The 16,479-nt window shown below is 34.8% G+C and carries 18 protein-coding genes; 4 read left to right on the forward strand and 14 right to left on the reverse strand.

The annotated features are described in order from the left end of the window. Nucleotides 1-231 precede the first annotated feature (231 nt). On the reverse strand, nucleotides 232-531 hold the full coding sequence (locus tag QCQ61_RS07225) for a type II toxin-antitoxin system RelE/ParE family toxin (RefSeq protein ID WP_279450104.1): 300 nt from the start codon (nucleotides 529-531) through the stop codon (nucleotides 232-234). Further along, nucleotides 524-772 (reverse strand): type II toxin-antitoxin system ParD family antitoxin, encoded by a 249-nt coding sequence (locus tag QCQ61_RS07230; protein WP_279450105.1) that lies wholly within the window; start codon nucleotides 770-772, stop codon nucleotides 524-526. Before QCQ61_RS07230 ends, QCQ61_RS07225 begins: the two co-directional genes overlap by 8 nt. A 416-nt stretch (nucleotides 773-1,188) precedes the next feature. Here QCQ61_RS07230 and QCQ61_RS07235 point away from each other — a divergent pair, with 416 nt between their 5' ends. Further along, nucleotides 1,189-2,160 (forward strand): IS110 family RNA-guided transposase, encoded by a 972-nt coding sequence (locus QCQ61_RS07235; protein WP_279450106.1) that lies wholly within the window; start codon nucleotides 1,189-1,191, stop codon nucleotides 2,158-2,160. 125 nt (nucleotides 2,161-2,285) lie between these two features. On the opposite strand, the gene QCQ61_RS07240 is transcribed toward QCQ61_RS07235, so the two are convergent. Then, a complete protein-coding gene (locus QCQ61_RS07240) occupies nucleotides 2,286-2,825 on the reverse strand; it encodes a TPM domain-containing protein (RefSeq protein WP_279450107.1) in 540 nt (179 codons plus the stop codon). Between the two features lie 37 nt (nucleotides 2,826-2,862). Between QCQ61_RS07240 and QCQ61_RS07245 the strand changes: the two genes are divergently transcribed. Then, nucleotides 2,863-3,024, forward strand: a complete 162-nt coding sequence (locus tag QCQ61_RS07245) for a hypothetical protein (protein WP_279450108.1) — start codon at nucleotides 2,863-2,865, stop codon at nucleotides 3,022-3,024. Between the two features lie 358 nt (nucleotides 3,025-3,382). Here the strand turns inward: QCQ61_RS07245 and QCQ61_RS07250 are convergent, their stop codons facing one another. The 10 genes from QCQ61_RS07250 to QCQ61_RS07295 all read right to left on the reverse strand — a co-directional run bounded on the left by QCQ61_RS07250 (nucleotide 3,383) and on the right by QCQ61_RS07295 (nucleotide 12,704). Further along, the gene (locus tag QCQ61_RS07250) at nucleotides 3,383-3,685 is read right to left on the reverse strand and encodes a helix-turn-helix domain-containing protein (protein ID WP_179005741.1); all 303 of its coding nucleotides are present in this window, start codon (nucleotides 3,683-3,685) and stop codon (nucleotides 3,383-3,385) included. Continuing rightward, the gene (locus QCQ61_RS07255) at nucleotides 3,672-4,013 is read right to left on the reverse strand and encodes a type II toxin-antitoxin system RelE/ParE family toxin (RefSeq protein ID WP_279450110.1); all 342 of its coding nucleotides are present in this window, start codon (nucleotides 4,011-4,013) and stop codon (nucleotides 3,672-3,674) included. Before QCQ61_RS07255 ends, QCQ61_RS07250 begins: the two co-directional genes overlap by 14 nt. Nucleotides 4,014-4,253: 240 nt before the next feature. Beyond that, nucleotides 4,254-4,928, reverse strand: coding sequence for a hypothetical protein (locus tag QCQ61_RS07260; RefSeq protein WP_279450111.1), 675 nt, complete (start codon nucleotides 4,926-4,928; stop codon nucleotides 4,254-4,256). 163 nt (nucleotides 4,929-5,091) lie between these two features. After that, nucleotides 5,092-5,757, reverse strand: coding sequence for a hypothetical protein (locus tag QCQ61_RS07265; RefSeq protein ID WP_279450112.1), 666 nt, complete (start codon nucleotides 5,755-5,757; stop codon nucleotides 5,092-5,094). Nucleotides 5,758-5,915: 158 nt separating this feature from the next. After that, a complete protein-coding gene (locus tag QCQ61_RS07270; protein ID WP_279450113.1) occupies nucleotides 5,916-6,665 on the reverse strand; it encodes a hypothetical protein in 750 nt (249 codons plus the stop codon). A gap of 1,448 nt (nucleotides 6,666-8,113) precedes the next feature. Beyond that, the gene (locus QCQ61_RS07275; RefSeq protein ID WP_279450114.1) at nucleotides 8,114-8,581 is read right to left on the reverse strand and encodes a DinB family protein; all 468 of its coding nucleotides are present in this window, start codon (nucleotides 8,579-8,581) and stop codon (nucleotides 8,114-8,116) included. A gap of 607 nt (nucleotides 8,582-9,188) precedes the next feature. Beyond that, the gene (locus QCQ61_RS07280; protein WP_279450115.1) at nucleotides 9,189-9,689 is read right to left on the reverse strand and encodes a hypothetical protein; all 501 of its coding nucleotides are present in this window, start codon (nucleotides 9,687-9,689) and stop codon (nucleotides 9,189-9,191) included. Nucleotides 9,690-10,213: 524 nt separating this feature from the next. Further along, on the reverse strand, nucleotides 10,214-10,582 hold the full coding sequence (locus QCQ61_RS07285; RefSeq protein WP_279450116.1) for a hypothetical protein: 369 nt from the start codon (nucleotides 10,580-10,582) through the stop codon (nucleotides 10,214-10,216). A 158-nt stretch (nucleotides 10,583-10,740) separates the two neighbouring features. Continuing rightward, entirely contained in the window at nucleotides 10,741-11,913 is a 1,173-nt protein-coding gene (locus tag QCQ61_RS07290) for a type I restriction enzyme HsdR N-terminal domain-containing protein (RefSeq protein ID WP_279450117.1), read from the reverse strand. Between the two features lie 134 nt (nucleotides 11,914-12,047). After that, nucleotides 12,048-12,704 carry a hypothetical protein gene (locus QCQ61_RS07295; RefSeq protein WP_279450118.1) on the reverse strand — a complete coding sequence of 219 codons (657 nt, stop codon included), beginning with the start codon at nucleotides 12,702-12,704 and terminating at the stop codon, nucleotides 12,048-12,050. Between the two features lie 1,234 nt (nucleotides 12,705-13,938). Here QCQ61_RS07295 and QCQ61_RS07300 point away from each other — a divergent pair. Further along, entirely contained in the window at nucleotides 13,939-14,100 is a 162-nt protein-coding gene (locus QCQ61_RS07300; protein ID WP_279450108.1) for a hypothetical protein, read from the forward strand. Between the two features lie 340 nt (nucleotides 14,101-14,440). Here the strand turns inward: QCQ61_RS07300 and QCQ61_RS07305 are convergent, their stop codons facing one another. Further along, a complete protein-coding gene (locus QCQ61_RS07305) occupies nucleotides 14,441-15,076 on the reverse strand; it encodes a hypothetical protein (RefSeq protein ID WP_279450119.1) in 636 nt (211 codons plus the stop codon). A 350-nt stretch (nucleotides 15,077-15,426) separates the two neighbouring features. Between QCQ61_RS07305 and QCQ61_RS07310 the strand changes: the two genes are divergently transcribed. Then, the gene (locus QCQ61_RS07310) at nucleotides 15,427-16,398 is read left to right on the forward strand and encodes an IS110 family RNA-guided transposase (RefSeq protein WP_279450106.1); all 972 of its coding nucleotides are present in this window, start codon (nucleotides 15,427-15,429) and stop codon (nucleotides 16,396-16,398) included. The last annotated feature ends 81 nt before the right edge of the window (nucleotides 16,399-16,479 follow it).

Raw genomic sequence — 16,479 nt, forward strand, 5'->3', positions numbered from 1 at the left:
TTAATTTTCGGTTCTATTTACATAGACGAAAAATTTGAATAAAAGGTTGCCTGTAGATTTTATCGATGTGATTTTACATTACACAACGGTTTGGTTAGTCTCTATTTATAATTAGTTGAGTGGTCTGGCACTTGTCTTTGCAAGTACACACCAAACTGAAAATCCGCGAGGATTTTCAGAAGTAGGAGAGAACAAGCAATTACTTATAGCTATTGTTGTGTGTAGTTTTTATTATTCGGTTATTCTCCTTTTCAAATCCATTCGTTCGTGTAAAATTCTCGTGATTTCGATTGGATTCACTTCTGATTTGCGATAGAATATTACGTGTCGATTTGCTTTTAGTCCGAAAAGGTCTGATTTAATTCCTTCATAATTTTTTCCAATTTCTGGATTGTCAGCAATGTCTTGGCAAATATCCAGAAGCATATCGTAATATCTGTCGGCTTGATTTTCAGACCAATTTTCAACTGTATATTCCCAAATTCCATTTAAGTCAGCTACAGCCTTATTGGTCAATTCATATTTAGCCATTCTGTCTGCGTTTAGCTTTTAATTCCTCAAGATTTTTTTTAGGGTCGAAATCGTGAGCAATTCCGCTATCTATTCCTTCTTGAATAGCATTTTTTAACGCAATAACTTTACTTTCTTCATTTTCCAATAAACGAAGTCCAGCTCTGATTACTTCACTTACATTTTTGTAACGTCCAGCAGAAACCTGAGTTTGTACAAACTGGTCAAAATAATTTCCGAGCGATATTGATGTATTTTTCATTCCGTTTTAATTTTAATCAAATATACCAATTTTTGGTAAAATAATTAAATTTGTAGATTTATCCTCAAATTACACCCAACGGTTTTGCATATGATTTATGGCGTATGCAAGCACTAAATTTAGCAAACAAACACCAAATAGAAAGTCCGCGAGGATTTTCGTAAGTAGGCTAGAACTAGCAATAAATTATATACGGCTTAAGTTTGATTTTCACTAAATAAGTTAATTTTAAGTATTAATCAGAAAGAACAAAAGAGCGGAGTAAGGTTACTATATACGGTGAAGCTTTAGACTTCGACAACATTGATAATCCCCGCTCTTTTACTACTTAAATCACGTTCAGTTCTGTGAGGCCTAGACCTCGTTTTCAAGTTGTTGTGACCCAAGTAGCTGGTTCTTTCATAAAATCAGTTCCTATGAATAAATATAAGGAAACTTTCGGAGTTGACATCAGTAAGAATGTCTTTGATGTATTCGGTAGTACCAGTGGCCACAACCAGTTCAATAATGATGAAAAAGGATTTAAATCTTTTTTGAAGATACTTTCTAATAATTCAATTGTAGCTATGGAAGCAACGGGTTACTATCATTATAGGCTTGCACAGTTTCTTTACAAAAACAATGTGGCGGTGTCTGTTGTAAATCCTTTATCTGTAAAACGTTTTATACAGATGAAGCTTGCCAAGGTAAAGACCGACAAGAGTGATGCAAAAGCCATTTGCGAGTATTCCCTCGCCAATGACGTTCCACTTTACAATGCCTTTACAGATGTACAGGCCGAGTGCTTGCAACTGTTTCGTTTGATGGACAGTTACCTTAAAAAACGTACCGCTACTAAAAATAAAATGCACGGTGAGGAAACCTTGGGCATCCCGTCAAAGTTCGTGTATCGTTCATTAAAGCGCGATAAAAAACACTTGGACAAAGAGCTTGCTGGAATAGAAGAACGCCTGCTTGAATTGGTGAGGCAAGAGCAGCAACACCAGCTAACGCTTTTGCAGACTGTTCCTGGCATTGGAGCCAAGACAGCTTTGTTTTTAATTGTGGTAACCGATGGCTTTTCCAAATTTGAAACGGGGGCGCAGCTTTGCAGTTATGTGGGCATCACACCTACCACTAGGGAATCTGGAAGTAGTGTACGTGGTCGTAGCAGAATTAGTAAGGTTGGCAATAAGAAACTCCGCAATCTATTATTTCTATGCGCCTTCAATGCCTGTAAGTACAACAGGGCGTGCCAAGCGCTTTATCAGCGCATCGTAAATAAAGGGAAGAGTAAAAAGCTCGCGCTTATTGCGGTTGCTAATAAACTTTTGAAACAGTGTTTTGCTATCGCAAAATCAGGCCTACCATATGATGCCGATTTTGTTTCAGTACTTGCAGAAAAATAACCAAAATCTAAATAAAAAAACAGCTTATAGATCCATCTTTCAATCTGTAAGCCTAGAATAATAATGTCAAAAATTAATGAAGAAATATGTTGTTTTTTACCTCAGTTCTTTGTTGCCAACAGTACTTATTTCCACTTTTCTATTAATTCTATCACACCTTTTTTAATTCCGCTATAAAATTCTCCGTTTTTAAATTCAGGTATTATTTTTTCTTCAATTACTTTTTTACAAATTTCATCAGTCAAAATCAATTCGGTTCCAGTTCCTGTTGCAATTCCGATTTGTCTGCAAGGATTACACACAACAATTGTCAATCCGTTATTTTTTTCGGCAGTTCCAACTCCCCAAGTTTGTCCTAAATCCGTTGCGTATTTTTGGATGTCGTTATAAGGTTTTATGCTGTCAATTGTAACCACCACAATTTGTCTTGTCGTTTCAATATCGTAATCATAAAGAATTTTTGATAGTTCAGTTCGTTCAGATTCCGTAAAAATTTGTCCGTAATCATTTATAATTCCAATTGGTTTCGGAATAGAACTTTTTTCCTTGTCCGAAAAATCAATTTCAGTTATCGGTTTTTTAGTTTCTGTTTCTTGAGCAATTCCTTTGCAAGAAAGAAAATTTAAAGTCAAGAAAAGGATTAATATTTTAGTTCCGATTTTCATTTTTCGTATTGTTGGCAACTGTTTTGTATAACGCACGATGCGTGATGCACTGACTAAATTACATAAAAAATACCTTATTTCCCGCCCGGGCGATTTTTCCGATAAGGAAAAATTGAGCATTGGGCGTTATGCGTTGTTACCTGTTTTTGCGACACACAACAGTGGCACGATCGGCTTTTCCGCAATCAAGTCGGCGTAATATTCCACGCAGTTTGTCAAAAATCGATTCGATTCGGTTTGAGTGGGCAAATCTGTCAAAATTGTTCGGTTCCGAATTAAGTCCGCGTTTTGGGTTTTTCCGCTTTTGAGCAAAAAGTCAACCGTCAATTCATCCGCTTGAATTTTTCTGAATAGACGTCTTTTTTAGTCAGATTATTTGTCTGGAAATTTCGTCGGAGCAATTACAGGTAACGGTCTCGGCTATGAGTAGTTGCGTGGTTTTGCGATTATTTTTGCAAGTACACACCAAACTGAAAATCCGCGAGGATTTTCAGAAGTAGGCGAGAACAAGCAATTACTTATAGCCATTGTTGCCAGTAGTACTTATTATTCAGTTGTTAAATATCCATTGATAATTTCAGACTTCCGCCTAATCCTTCTCGAATAATTCGCATTAAAGTCGAAAGTCGAATATCACTTGCGTTATTCTCGATTCGAGAAATATAGTTTTTAGTCGTTCCAACTTTTTCGGCAAGTTGTTGTTGGGTCAAATGTTGTTTTTTTCTCGCCTCTTGAATTAAAACTCCAATTTTAAATGTTTCAAATTCTTCTTGAAATTCATCACGAGATTCAGTTCCGATTTTTCCGTACTGTTCGTCCAAATGGTCATCAAAGGATGTAATTCTTTTATCTGTTTTCATAATATTCCTTTTTTAATCGTTCCGCTTTTTTAATTTCTTTCTTGGGTGTTTTTTGTGTTTTCTTTTGAAATCCACTCAATAGAATTATTAAATTCCCTTTGTCGAAAAAGCAAAAAATTCGGAATATTCCATTTCCTGCTGAAATTCGCACTTCCCAAAGTCCGTCAGTATTCGTAAGGTTTTTTAAAAACTTTTCTGGAACAATTCGAGTATTTCTCAAAAGTAAAAGTGTCCAGTCAATTTTCTTACGAACAACGAGCGACTGTTTTAAATAGAAATCTTTAAAGTGGTTTTCGTAAAATCCTATTTCTCTTTTAAATTCGCTCAATTGATTAGTCGTTAAATTCAGAACAAAGTTACCTAAAAAGGTAACAATCTCCAAATTTATGAATGATTTTCAATATGAAAACGGATTTTCACGTATTACTGGCAACGTGTTTGTATAAGATTAGTTGCGTGATTTAAGCACTAAAGTTAGCAAATAAATCACAGATAGAAAGTCCGCGAGGACTTTCGTAAACTGGCTAAAACTAGCAATTAATTTTATACAGTGTTGGGCGTAGTTTTTTTAATTCATTATTCCCCATACGATTCCGATTATTGTTGCAATTCCGACTATCAAAGCTATTATTACGTTAGCTTTATTCCAATTCGATTCTTTAGGCTCTTTTTCATTTCCAATCGATTGATTTTTGATTTTACTCTTTTTATTTATAATTACGTTTTCCGCATTTAGGATGCTCTTTTTTTCTTCCTTAACTTTCATTTTCTCATTTACCCAATCGATTAATATTTGTTCCAAACTTTCATAGTCAAAGTCTTTCTTTTTTGATTCCTTTCGTTTTTTGACTACAGATAAAATTTGGTATTTAATGTGTTTGTAAAATTCCGTTTTGTTTCCTTTGAAATAGTAAAGATGGTATTCAATAAAACTTGTGCATTTATATAAAGGATTAAATCTTTCTAAATAGTCAACGAATGAGCTGTCTAAAAAATCGTTTATCATTTGAAACTTCTCATTTTCTGAGTAGTTTAGTTTGTTTCCAGCGTAAATAATAGAAGGATATAAACTTATTTCAAATTTGTCGGTTTTAGGATTTTTCGGTTCGTAATCTTTTGTCCATTTTCCCTCTGAAAACAGATAAAACTCTTCCATAAGAATTTCGGCAAGTTCATTTTCGTCTTTGCCTTTATATTCTTTTTTAGGCAAGTGAACTTTAAAAAAATTATGGTGTTTTATCATTCGGATTTTCGTTTTTCAAATTACGCCCAACGGTTTTGTATAACAATCAGTTGCGGATTGTTTAAAAACTAAGATAGCTAAAATTACTGACTTTTATGCTTGCGCGGTTGTGTCCGCAGGACACAAAGCCGCAATTGTTGTTATACGGTGTTAGCAGTTGTTTTTATTCTGATGTTTTTATTTTTTTCAATTCAATTAGTAGACTGTCTTGACTTTTCGATTTAGCCAGATTACTTTTCTGTAATGATTTTATACTTTCATTCAATTCCATCAACGCATTTATTTGATTTTGTTCCCAAACTTTATCTCCTTCATAATCTTTCAGGGCGAAAAATAAAGCAATTCCAGAAATTAATGTTGAAAATATTACAAGTCCAATTGAAATTCTTGTGTTTTTAGTTGCCGAAATGGCATTGCGTTCAGATGCTGTTCTAAACAACACTATTTCTTCGTTAAGCTTGTGTATAAGTTCTCCGAGAAAATCAAGTCTAAATTCTTGTTGTTGGGAACTACCAGTTAACGATGAAACTTCAGAATTTAAAGTTTCTAAAGAGCTGTCAAGTCCTCCAAGTGAAGTTAATTGTTTATCAGAAAAGTGGGTTGTTATCTTACTTAATAAATTTATTTCTTTATTAAGTCCACCAATCAGATTATTGAGTTCGTTTTGTTTTCGGTTTTGTAATTCTGTTAATCCGATAGTAATTCGTCCAGAATATTTCGCTGCAGCAGCTGGTGTCAAATCTTTTTTCATTAAATACTTTGATTGAGAATTTATCTTTTCGATAATTTCCTCATTCGTATATTCAATAGGGTATTTTTTTTCTGACATAGGTTGGTTCAAATAACTGCTAACGTGTTTGTGTATGATTAGTGGCGTGTTTAAGCACCTAAATTAGCAAATAAAAACTGAATAGAAAATCCGCGTGGATTTTCGTAAGTAGGCGAGAACCAGCCATTAATTATACACTGTGTTGCCATTTCGTTTTTTCAGTTCCGAACGTTTTTTAATGCCCATTTTATTCCGATTATGAACAATCGAAATGGATAAGCTAATATCAATAATCCTATTATTATCGAGTAAAAAAGATTATTAATGTCTATCGAATGGTTACTATTCTTAATTTTATCGGCTATATCAATTCTCTCGTTTTTTATTTGCTCAATTTGTTCAAAATCAGATTTCTTATTTGAGGTTAATTGACTATCTTTTAATTGAATTATATTCTGATGTTTTATTGGTGTCAAATATTTTTGGTCAAGCAAAGTATCAAATCGTTTACCATATTTATCCATTAATTCCGTTGCTTTGACTTTTGAGCCATTTGGGGTTTCGTAAACATTGTTAAATCCTAAATTCTCTTCAAATTCCTCAAACGTTCCTAAATCGTAGTCTTTTTTTACTCCTTGATACAATATTTCTCTTTTGTCAGACTTATACATTTTGGTGATATATTCATCGAAAGTCCCAACATCATATTTTTGGTTGATTTTTTCATACAATTTTCGTAGTTCAACATTTGGGTTTTTTACAATAATTCCATAATCAGCATCAAATTTATTTTCTTTTTCTCTAATTTTATTTGAAAGAGATATTTCTTGTTTTTTTAAATTTTCAAATGTTTCTTGCTTATGATTTTTCCATAAGTGAAGGATTCCATAAGTTATTAGACAAATAACAATAATAGAAGATAAAATCAATATTTCTTTAGCAATTATCTTTTTCGATTTCTGTTTCATTTAATGTTCTGTTGTTCGTCTCAAAATGAATGGCAACGGATTTGTATAACGCACGATGCGTGATGCACTGACTAAATTACATAAAAAATACCTTATTTCCCGCCCGGGCGATTTTTCCGATAAGGAAAAATTGAGCATTGGGCGTTATGCGTTGTTACCTGTTTTTGCGACACACAACAGTGGCACGATCGGATTATCCGCAATCAAGTCGGCGTTATATTCCGCGCAGTTTGTCAAAAATCGATTCGAGTCCGTTTAAGTGGGCAAATCCGTTAAAATTGTTCGGTTCCGAATTAAGTCCGCATTTTGGGTTTTTCCGCTTTTGAGCAAAAAGTCAACCGTCAATTCTTCCGCTTGAATTTTTCCGAATAGACGTCTTTTTTAGTCAGATTATTTGTCTGGATATTTCGTCGGAGCAATTACAGGTAACGGTCTTGTATAACGCACGATGCGTAATGCAAAGACTAAATTACATAAAAAATACCTTATTTCCCGCCCGGGCGATTTTTCCGATAAGGAAAAATTGAGCATTGGGCGTTATGCATTGTTATGTTTAGTGCCGACGCATAACAGTGGCACGTCCGAGTCAGAAATCCAAGTCAAAATTTACAGTTTCAGTTTATGATTTTTGTCGAAATTTATTTTTTCCGCCAAACAAGTCCGATTAAAATTTTGTGCAATAATTCCGAAACTCAATTTTGTGTTTAAATAACCGATTGGTACTGTCCGATGCAAGTCCGCTGCATTTTATTCAGCTTGTTTTTTTGTCAATTGGGCTGCGTTAATTTCCAGTCATAATTCGCAAATACGCCCAAATTAAATGCCTCCGAATTAATTCGCAAGAATTCAATTCGGAGGCATTGAACATAACGGTCTTGTATAACGCACGATGCGTAATGCAAAGACTAAATTACATAAAAAATACCTTATTTCCCGCCCGGGCGATTTTTCCGATAAGGAAAAATTGAGCATTGGGCGTTATGCATTGTTATGTTTAGTGCCGACGCATAACAGTGGCACGTCCGAGTCAGAAATCCAAGTCAAAATTTACAGTTTCAGTTTATGATTTTTGTCGAAATTTATTTTTTCCGCCAAACAAGTCCGATTAAAATTTTGTGCAATAATTCCGAAACTCAATTTTGTGTTTAAATAACCGATTGGTACTGTCCGATGCAAGTCCGCTGCATTTTATTCAGCTTGTTTTATTGTCAATTGGGCTGCGTTAATTTCCAGTCATAATTTGCAAATACGCCCAAATTAAATGCCTCCGAATTAATTCGCAAGAATTCAATTCGGAGGCATTGAACATAACGTGTTTGGCTATGGTTTCGGCGTGGATAAATCCGCAGGATTTGTCCGCAGAGAAATCAGCTTGGTTAAATTAATATATTTTTCAAAATAGTTCATAAGCCACGCTGAATTATAGCCAGTGTTGTGTGCAGTATTTTTTATTCGCTAATAATTTTTTTAATCAATGCAATTTGTCCTAAATGATAATAACTATGTTCTATCATTCCGTCGATGTTTCTCAAATAATTTCCATACTTTTCATCAACGAAATTTTTATCAAGTTGTTCGTCAGTCAGTTTTTCTATTAATTCAGCAAGTTTTTCCGTATCGCTATAAAATTTATTTTGAAATTCTTTCCATTCGGTTTGGGACTTAATAGGAGGAAAGTCAAAACTATATCTATCGCTAATTTCAAGTTTTCCATTAATAATCGCGTTTTTTATTCCGTCAATATAATAATGGATATGTTGCGCCAAGTCCGAAATTGTATTTAGTGATTGGTGCTTTTTGATTGCAATTTTCCAATCCAAACTTTCTAATTGGCTTTTAAAATTCGTATTCGCAATCCAAGTTCCGTTTAATATTACTTCTCGAAGTCGGCTTGCCAATTGTTCACTTTTTGTCATTTAAGAAATTGTTTGGTGATATTGCACACAACGGTCTTGTATAACGCACGATGCGTAATGCAAAGACTAAATTACATAAAAAATACCTTATTTCCCGCCCGGGCGATTTTTCCGATAAGGAAAAATTGAGCATTGGGCGTTATGCATTGTTATGTTTAGTGCCGACGCATAACAGTGGCACGTCCGAGTCAGAAATCCAAGTCAAAATTTACAGTTTCAGTTTATGATTTTTGTCGAAATTTATTTTTTCCGCCAAACAAGTCCGATTAAAATTTTGTGCAATAATTCCGAAACTCAATTTTGTGTTTAAATAACCGATTGGTACTGTCCGATGCAAGTCCGCTGCATTTTATTCAGCTTGTTTTTTTGTCAATTGGGCTGCGTTAATTTCCAGTCATAATTCGCAAATACGCCCAAATTAAATGCCTCCGAATTAATTCGCAAGAATTCAATTCGGAGGCATTGAACATAACGTGTTTGTATAAGATTAGTTGCGTTGTTTAAGCACCTAATTTGGCAAATACAAACCGAATAGAAAATCCGCAAGGATTTTCGTAAGTAGGCTTGCACTAGCAATTAATTTTATACAGTGTTGTGCATAGTTTTTTTAATTCAGAATAAGAGGTGTCATTTCAGATTTCAATTTGTCATAATCCGCTTGAGTTATTACTCCTAATTCTAATAATTCTTTTGCTTCTTTCAATTTAGCAATAGCTTCTTCTTTAGTTAATTTTCTGTTCGGGTTTTTTATTTCTCCAACCTCCAACGCTGTGTCATAATCTATTAAAACAGGAATTAGTCCATAACCTTTAAAATGTGCGTATAATTTATATCCGTTTTTTTTAGTTCCGTAAGTTTTTAATTTATCCACAACAACTTTTTTATCAGCTAAAGTATTAGAAACTCTTTGTCCTCCTTGCGAAATATAAGTGAATCCTAAATCAGAATTAGGAATTCCAATAGTCAAAGTATCTCCGACTTTTAAAGAATCTCCAATCTTGGTTATATAAATTTTATATTCAGATTTTTTTGTCAATTTTCCATATTCCGCTGTTTGGGAATAGCCAATCGAAAAGCAAAAAAATAGTAAAAAAGTAAATATTCTCATTTTTGGTCAAATTATGCACAACGGTTTTGTATAACGCACGATGCGTGATGCACAGACTAAATTACATAAAAAATACCTTATTTCCCGCCCGGGCGATTTTTCCGATAAGGAAAAATTGAGCATTGGGCGTTATGCGTTGTTACCTGTTTTTGCGACACACAACAGTGGCACGATCGGATTATCCGCAATCAAGTCGGCGTTATATTCCGCGCAGTTTGTCAAAAATCGATTCGATTCCGTTTGAGTGGGCAAATCCCTCAAAATTGTTCGGTTCCGAATTAAGTCCGCGTTTTGGGTTTTTCCGCTTTCGAGCAAAAAGTCAGCCGTCAAACTTCTGCTTGAATTTTTCCGAATAGACGACTTTTTTAGTCAGATTATTTGTCTGGAAATTTCGTCGGAGCAATTACAGGTAACGGTCTTGTATAACCGTCAGTTACGGCTTAAAGTTAAACAATCTTTCAGCAGAGACCGACGGTAGCAATTCCGCGTGGATTCGGACGTAGTCGAATCCGCCGTAATTGCGGTTATACATTGTTGGCAACTGGCTTTTTATTTATCAGTTTTATAGTCCAAATCAGATTGGTGATTCCAATACCTATAATTCCAAAAGTCGCAATGAATTGAATTGGTGATTCTTTTCCGATTGCGAGTAATGTCAAAATCAGAAGAGGAATAAATCCAATTCCAATTTTCAGAGTCAAATTCCGCACCTTTTGTTCAATCAATCGTAATAAAATTCCGTTCACGATTGCCAAAATTAAAGCAGGTACGAAATACAGCATTATCAAAAAGAAAATTTCTCCATATGGGTGATTTTCATATAGAAGAGGCGCAATAAAAATTCCGATAATGCAGAATAGAAATCCAATTATGATATTAGTTTGTCGTTCCATTTCGGTTTTTTCAGCTTGTTGCCAACGGTCTAGGCTATGAACAGTTGGGGATTTTACACCCTAACTTTTCGGTTTGGCACCGACCTTTGTTTTTATGTTTATAGTTTCGTTTTATCACTTTCGCCCCAATTGTTTATAGCCAATGTTGTATGCTGGCTTTATTTGTATGTTTTTCTAAATTCATCTCGTACAAATCCATAATCTATAAAATTAGCAATTAATTTATTTACATTCTTGTCGTTCCAAACAAATGGTTTTGAATTGTCAATTGTTCCTAAATATATTTTGTCGTTTTTTATTAAATGAGGACTATGAATTTTAATGAAATCTATTACGTTTTTATTTTTAGCACGTCCTTTGTTTCCAACCGTTAATGTTCCATCGTGCCAAAATGAGTATTGATTGTCATTTATTTCTACAAATCTGTCAATCGAATATTCAAGTGACATATGACTGTTTTCAAAGTCGTCTATTGCTACATTAAAAAGTGTAAATCCATTACTGTTTTTCCATTTTGGGTGGTTTTTTGTCGAAATCTTTCCCATAATTGAAATACTTACCAATTCGGTTTCGTGGTTGTCATTCTCAACAATGAAGTATCTATATTCTCCTGTAAAACTTCCTCCTGCTGCATTTCCAAACGTTGTAAATCTTATTCCACCATCGCTAATAAAAGTTTTATTTTTTAAGTGAAGTTGATTAGCTTTTTCGCTGTCATCATAAATCAGTCCGACCAAGTTTGTTATGAAAGGAACTAATTTTATATCGGTATCTTCTCCAAGATTATAATCAGCTAACAATATTTGTCGGTTTTTTTCAATATTGTCTTTATGATTGGGTCTTTTCCATTCGTTAACTATTTCTTCTTGAAATTCAATTCCTTTACCTTTGATTAAGTCAGAATATTTTGGAATAGAAATGATTTCTCGATAATCCTTAATCTCATAATCCCAACTGTAACAAATAGTTTCGTGTCCGTTGGTCATTGCCATTATTTCGGGTTCTAAAAATTCATCATAGTGCATAGTTTGCTCAAAAACTTTGTCGGTCAAATAAATTGTCGGTGCTTTACATTCAATGACGATTAAAGGAATTTTTTTAAAATTTTCTTTGTCAAAGCCAGAAACAATAATATCGGCTCTTCCTCTTTTTCCTTTTTGATAATAAGATAATGGAACTTCTACGTCAATCATTTCGATTGGAACATTTAAATCGGAAATTAGTTTTGACACAAATTCCTGTCGAATTATTTCTTCAGGTGTTATTTGTATCAATTTTTTTCTTGAATGGCAGAGAACGCATTCTTTTCCGTTTTTAATATACTTTTTCAATTCCGATTTTGTTTTTTCAGCTTGCACACAACGGTCTCGGCTATGAGTAGTAGCGTGGGTTAGCAATTAACTTTGCAAGTACACACCAAACTGAAAATCCGCAACGATTTTCAGAAGTAAGCGAGAACAAGCAATTACTTATAGCCATTGTTGGCGGCTGGCTTTTTCCCCTCACTGGCAAATTTCTTTCTTAATTCATTAATATTTTCTTGAGTTAGAGGTGGATATTTTGGAGTTTTCTTTTCGATTAATTTTATTTTCTGGTTTTTTCCTTGATAAATAGAAGTGTAGATTATTTCGATATCAATATTGTAGAGGTTGGTAATAATATTTTCTCGTTTTATAGAATCTAATTCAACGAACCTAAATGATAGTAATCTGATTGAATTATTTGGGAGTATTATGGATCCTTTTCCTAATGAAGTTCCATTTATTTCCCTTTTAATATTCTCTTTATAAGTTGCTTTATCAGCAGCCAGACTTATCAATGAAGCTTGATGTATACCATATTCCTTTGAAGTTATTTCTACTGAATCGTATAAAATTTTGTAGCTTTTAATTATAGCTGGTCCCAATCCGTCATTCCCAATGCTAATTTGATAAACAATGTTACCATCATTTTCATAAGGCAAAGGGCCGGAGGTAAAATGCAAAATCGGTTTGACACTTAATTTATTGTGATTTCTCGTTACAATACCTTGCCAAATGGAAATACCCAAAGCAATTATTGCGATTATAGTAGCAAAAACTCCAATAATTGTGTCTGAACTTATATCAAAAATACAACTCATATTAATAATTAGGACTTATTTATTGCTTGCCGCCAACGGTTTTGTATAACGCACGATGCGTGATGCACAGACTAAATTACATAAAAAATACCTTATTTCCCGCCCGGGCGATTTTTCCGATATGGAAAATTTGAGCATTGGGCGTTATGCGTTGTTACCTGTTTTTGCGACACACAACAGTGGCACGATCGGCTTTTCCGCAATCAAGTCGGCGTTATATTCCACGCAGTTTGTCAAAAATCGATTCGAGTCCGTTTAAGTGGGCAAATCCGTTAAAATTGTTCGGTTCCGAATTAAGTCCGCATTTTGGATTTTTCCGCTTTCGAGCAAAAAGTCAGCCGTCAATTTATCCGCTTGAATTTTTCCGAATAGACGACTTTTTTAGTCAGATTATTTGTCTGGAAATTTCGTCGGAGCAATTACAGGTAACGGTTTTGTATAACGCACGATGCGTGATGCACAGACTAAATTACATAAAAAATACCTTATTTCCCGCCCGGGCGATTTTTCCGATAAGGAAAAATTGAGCATTGGGCGTTATGCGTTGTTACCTGTTTTTGCGACACACAACAGTGGCACGATCGGCTTTTCCGCAATCAAGTCAGCGTTATATTCCGCGCAGTTTGTCAAAAATCGATTCGAGTCCGTTTAAGTGGGCAAATCCGTTAAAATTGTTCGGTTCCGAATTAAGTCCGCGTTTTGGATTTTTCCGCTTTCGAGCAAAAAGTCAGCCGTCAAACTTCTGCTTGAATTTTTCCGAATAGACGACTTTTTTAGTCAGATTATTTGTCTGGAAATTTCGTCGGAGCAATTACAGGTAACGGTTTTGTATAACGCACGATGCGTGATGCACAGACTAAATTACATAAAAAATACCTTATTTCCCGCCCGGGCGATTTTTCCGATAAGGAAAAATTGAGCATTGGGCGTTATGCGTTGTTACCTGTTTTTGCGACACACAACAGTGGCACGATCGGATTATCCGCAATCAAGTCGGCGTAATATTCCACGCAGTTTGTCAAAAATCGATTCGATTCGGTTTGAGTGGGCAAATCTGTCAAAATTGTTCGGTTCCGAATTAAGTCCGCATTTTGGATTTTTCCGCTTTCGAGCAAAAAGTCAGCCGTCAATTCTTCCGCTTGAATTTTTCCGAATAGACGTCTTTTTTAGTCAGAATTATTTGTCTGGATATTTCGTCGGAGCAATTACAGGTAACGGATTTGTATAACGCACGATGCGTGATGCACTGACTAAATTACATAAAAAATACCTTATTTCCCGCCCGGGCGATTTTTCCGATAAGGAAAAATTGAGCATTGGGCGTTATGCGTTGTTACCTGTTTTTGCGACACACAACAGTGGCACGATCGGCTTTTCCGCAATCAAGTCGGCGTAATATTCCGCGCAGTTTGTCAAAAATCGATTCGATTCGGTTTGAGTGGGCAAATCTGTCAAAATTGTTCGGTTCCGAATTAAGTCCGCATTTTGGGTTTTTCCGCTTTCGAGCAAAAAGTCAGCCGTCAAACTTCTGCTTGAATTTTTCCGAATAGACGACTTTTTTAGTCAGATTATTTGTCTGGAAATTTCGTCGGAGCAATTACAGGTAACGGTCTCGGCTATGAGTAGTTGCGTGGTTTAGCATTAAACTTTGCAAGTACACACCAAACTGAAAATCCGCGAGGATTTTCAGAAGTAGGCGAGAACAAGCAATTACTTATAGCCATTGTTGCCATTAGTTATTTTATTTCGGTTGTCAATTTTTTAATTCGTTCAATTAATTCAGTTTTTAATTCCACTTTTTCGTCTTCTTTAGTATCATTCGCCAAACTTATAAGTGAATATCCTACTTCTTTAAGTCTATCCATTTTACTTCCAGATTTAGGTGACCAAACTGTTCCCGTTTTTAAAGGTCTATCAGCTACTGAAAAATAATAATTAACTCCATCTAGTCCCATTATTTCTTTGTCAGGATACTTTCGGTGTGTTATTGCTTTTTTAAAAAGCTCTTTGTATAGTTTCATATCAGATTCCGATATTTCAACTTTCTTCTTTTTTACTTTAATTTTCTCCTTGTTTTTATCTGTATACCATATACTCTTTGACATTTTATGATGTACAATAAAGTATTTTTCGTTTTCTTTTTCAATTGCAACTACTTCTTCAACAGAAAAGGATGGAATTATTAAAAATCGAACTTCAGGATAATCAGACATTCCGTTCATTAATACTTTTCTAATGAGAGAATAGTATTCAAATTGGAAGTCATAATCATCGAATATACTTTCAACTGGTTCCAAATTGTCATTTTGAGCATTCACATTTGGAATACAGAATAAAAGTCCAAATAATATTATCAGAAGTCTGTTTTTCATAATTAATGGCAACGTTTTTGTATAAGATTAGTTGCGTGGTTTAAGCACTAAATTTAGCAAATAAATCACAGATAGAAAGTCCGCGAGGACTTTCGTAAGTAGGCTAGAACTAGCAATTAATTTTATACGTCTTAAGTTTGATTTTCACTAAATAAGTTAATTTTAAGTATTAATCAGAAAGAACAAAAGAGCGGAGTAAGGTTACTATATACGGTGAAGCTTTAGACTTCGACAACATTGATAATCCCCGCTCTTTTACTACTTAAATCACGTTCAGTTCTGTGAGGCCTAGACCTCGTTTTCAAGTTGTTGTGACCCAAGTAGCTGGTTCTTTCATAAAATCAGTTCCTATGAATAAATATAAGGAAACTTTCGGAGTTGACATCAGTAAGAATGTCTTTGATGTATTCGGTAGTACCAGTGGCCACAACCAGTTCAATAATGATGAAAAAGGATTTAAATCTTTTTTGAAGATACTTTCTAATAATTCAATTGTAGCTATGGAAGCAACGGGTTACTATCATTATAGGCTTGCACAGTTTCTTTACAAAAACAATGTGGCGGTGTCTGTTGTAAATCCTTTATCTGTAAAACGTTTTATACAGATGAAGCTTGCCAAGGTAAAGACCGACAAGAGTGATGCAAAAGCCATTTGCGAGTATTCCCTCGCCAATGACGTTCCACTTTACAATGCCTTTACAGATGTACAGGCCGAGTGCTTGCAACTGTTTCGTTTGATGGACAGTTACCTTAAAAAACGTACCGCTACTAAAAATAAAATGCACGGTGAGGAAACCTTGGGCATCCCGTCAAAGTTCGTGTATCGTTCATTAAAGCGCGATAAAAAACACTTGGACAAAGAGCTTGCTGGAATAGAAGAACGCCTGCTTGAATTGGTGAGGCAAGAGCAGCAACACCAGCTAACGCTTTTGCAGACTGTTCCTGGCATTGGAGCCAAGACAGCTTTGTTTTTAATTGTGGTAACCGATGGCTTTTCCAAATTTGAAACGGGGGCGCAGCTTTGCAGTTATGTGGGCATCACACCTACCACTAGGGAATCTGGAAGTAGTGTACGTGGTCGTAGCAGAATTAGTAAGGTTGGCAATAAGAAACTCCGCAATCTATTATTTCTATGCGCCTTCAATGCCTGTAAGTACAACAGGGCGTGCCAAGCGCTTTATCAGCGCATCGTAAATAAAGGGAAGAGTAAAAAGCTCGCGCTTATTGCGGTTGCTAATAAACTTTTGAAACAGTGTTTTGCTATCGCAAAATCAGGCCTACCATATGATGCCGATTTTGTTTCAGTACTTGCAGAAAAATAACCAAAATCTAAATAAAAAAACAGCTTATAGATCCATCTTTCAATCTGTAAGCCTAGAATAATAATGTCAAAAATTAATGAA

It is taken from the genome of Aequorivita marisscotiae, from assembly GCF_029814825.1.
Classification (GTDB): domain Bacteria; phylum Bacteroidota; class Bacteroidia; order Flavobacteriales; family Flavobacteriaceae; genus Aequorivita; species Aequorivita marisscotiae.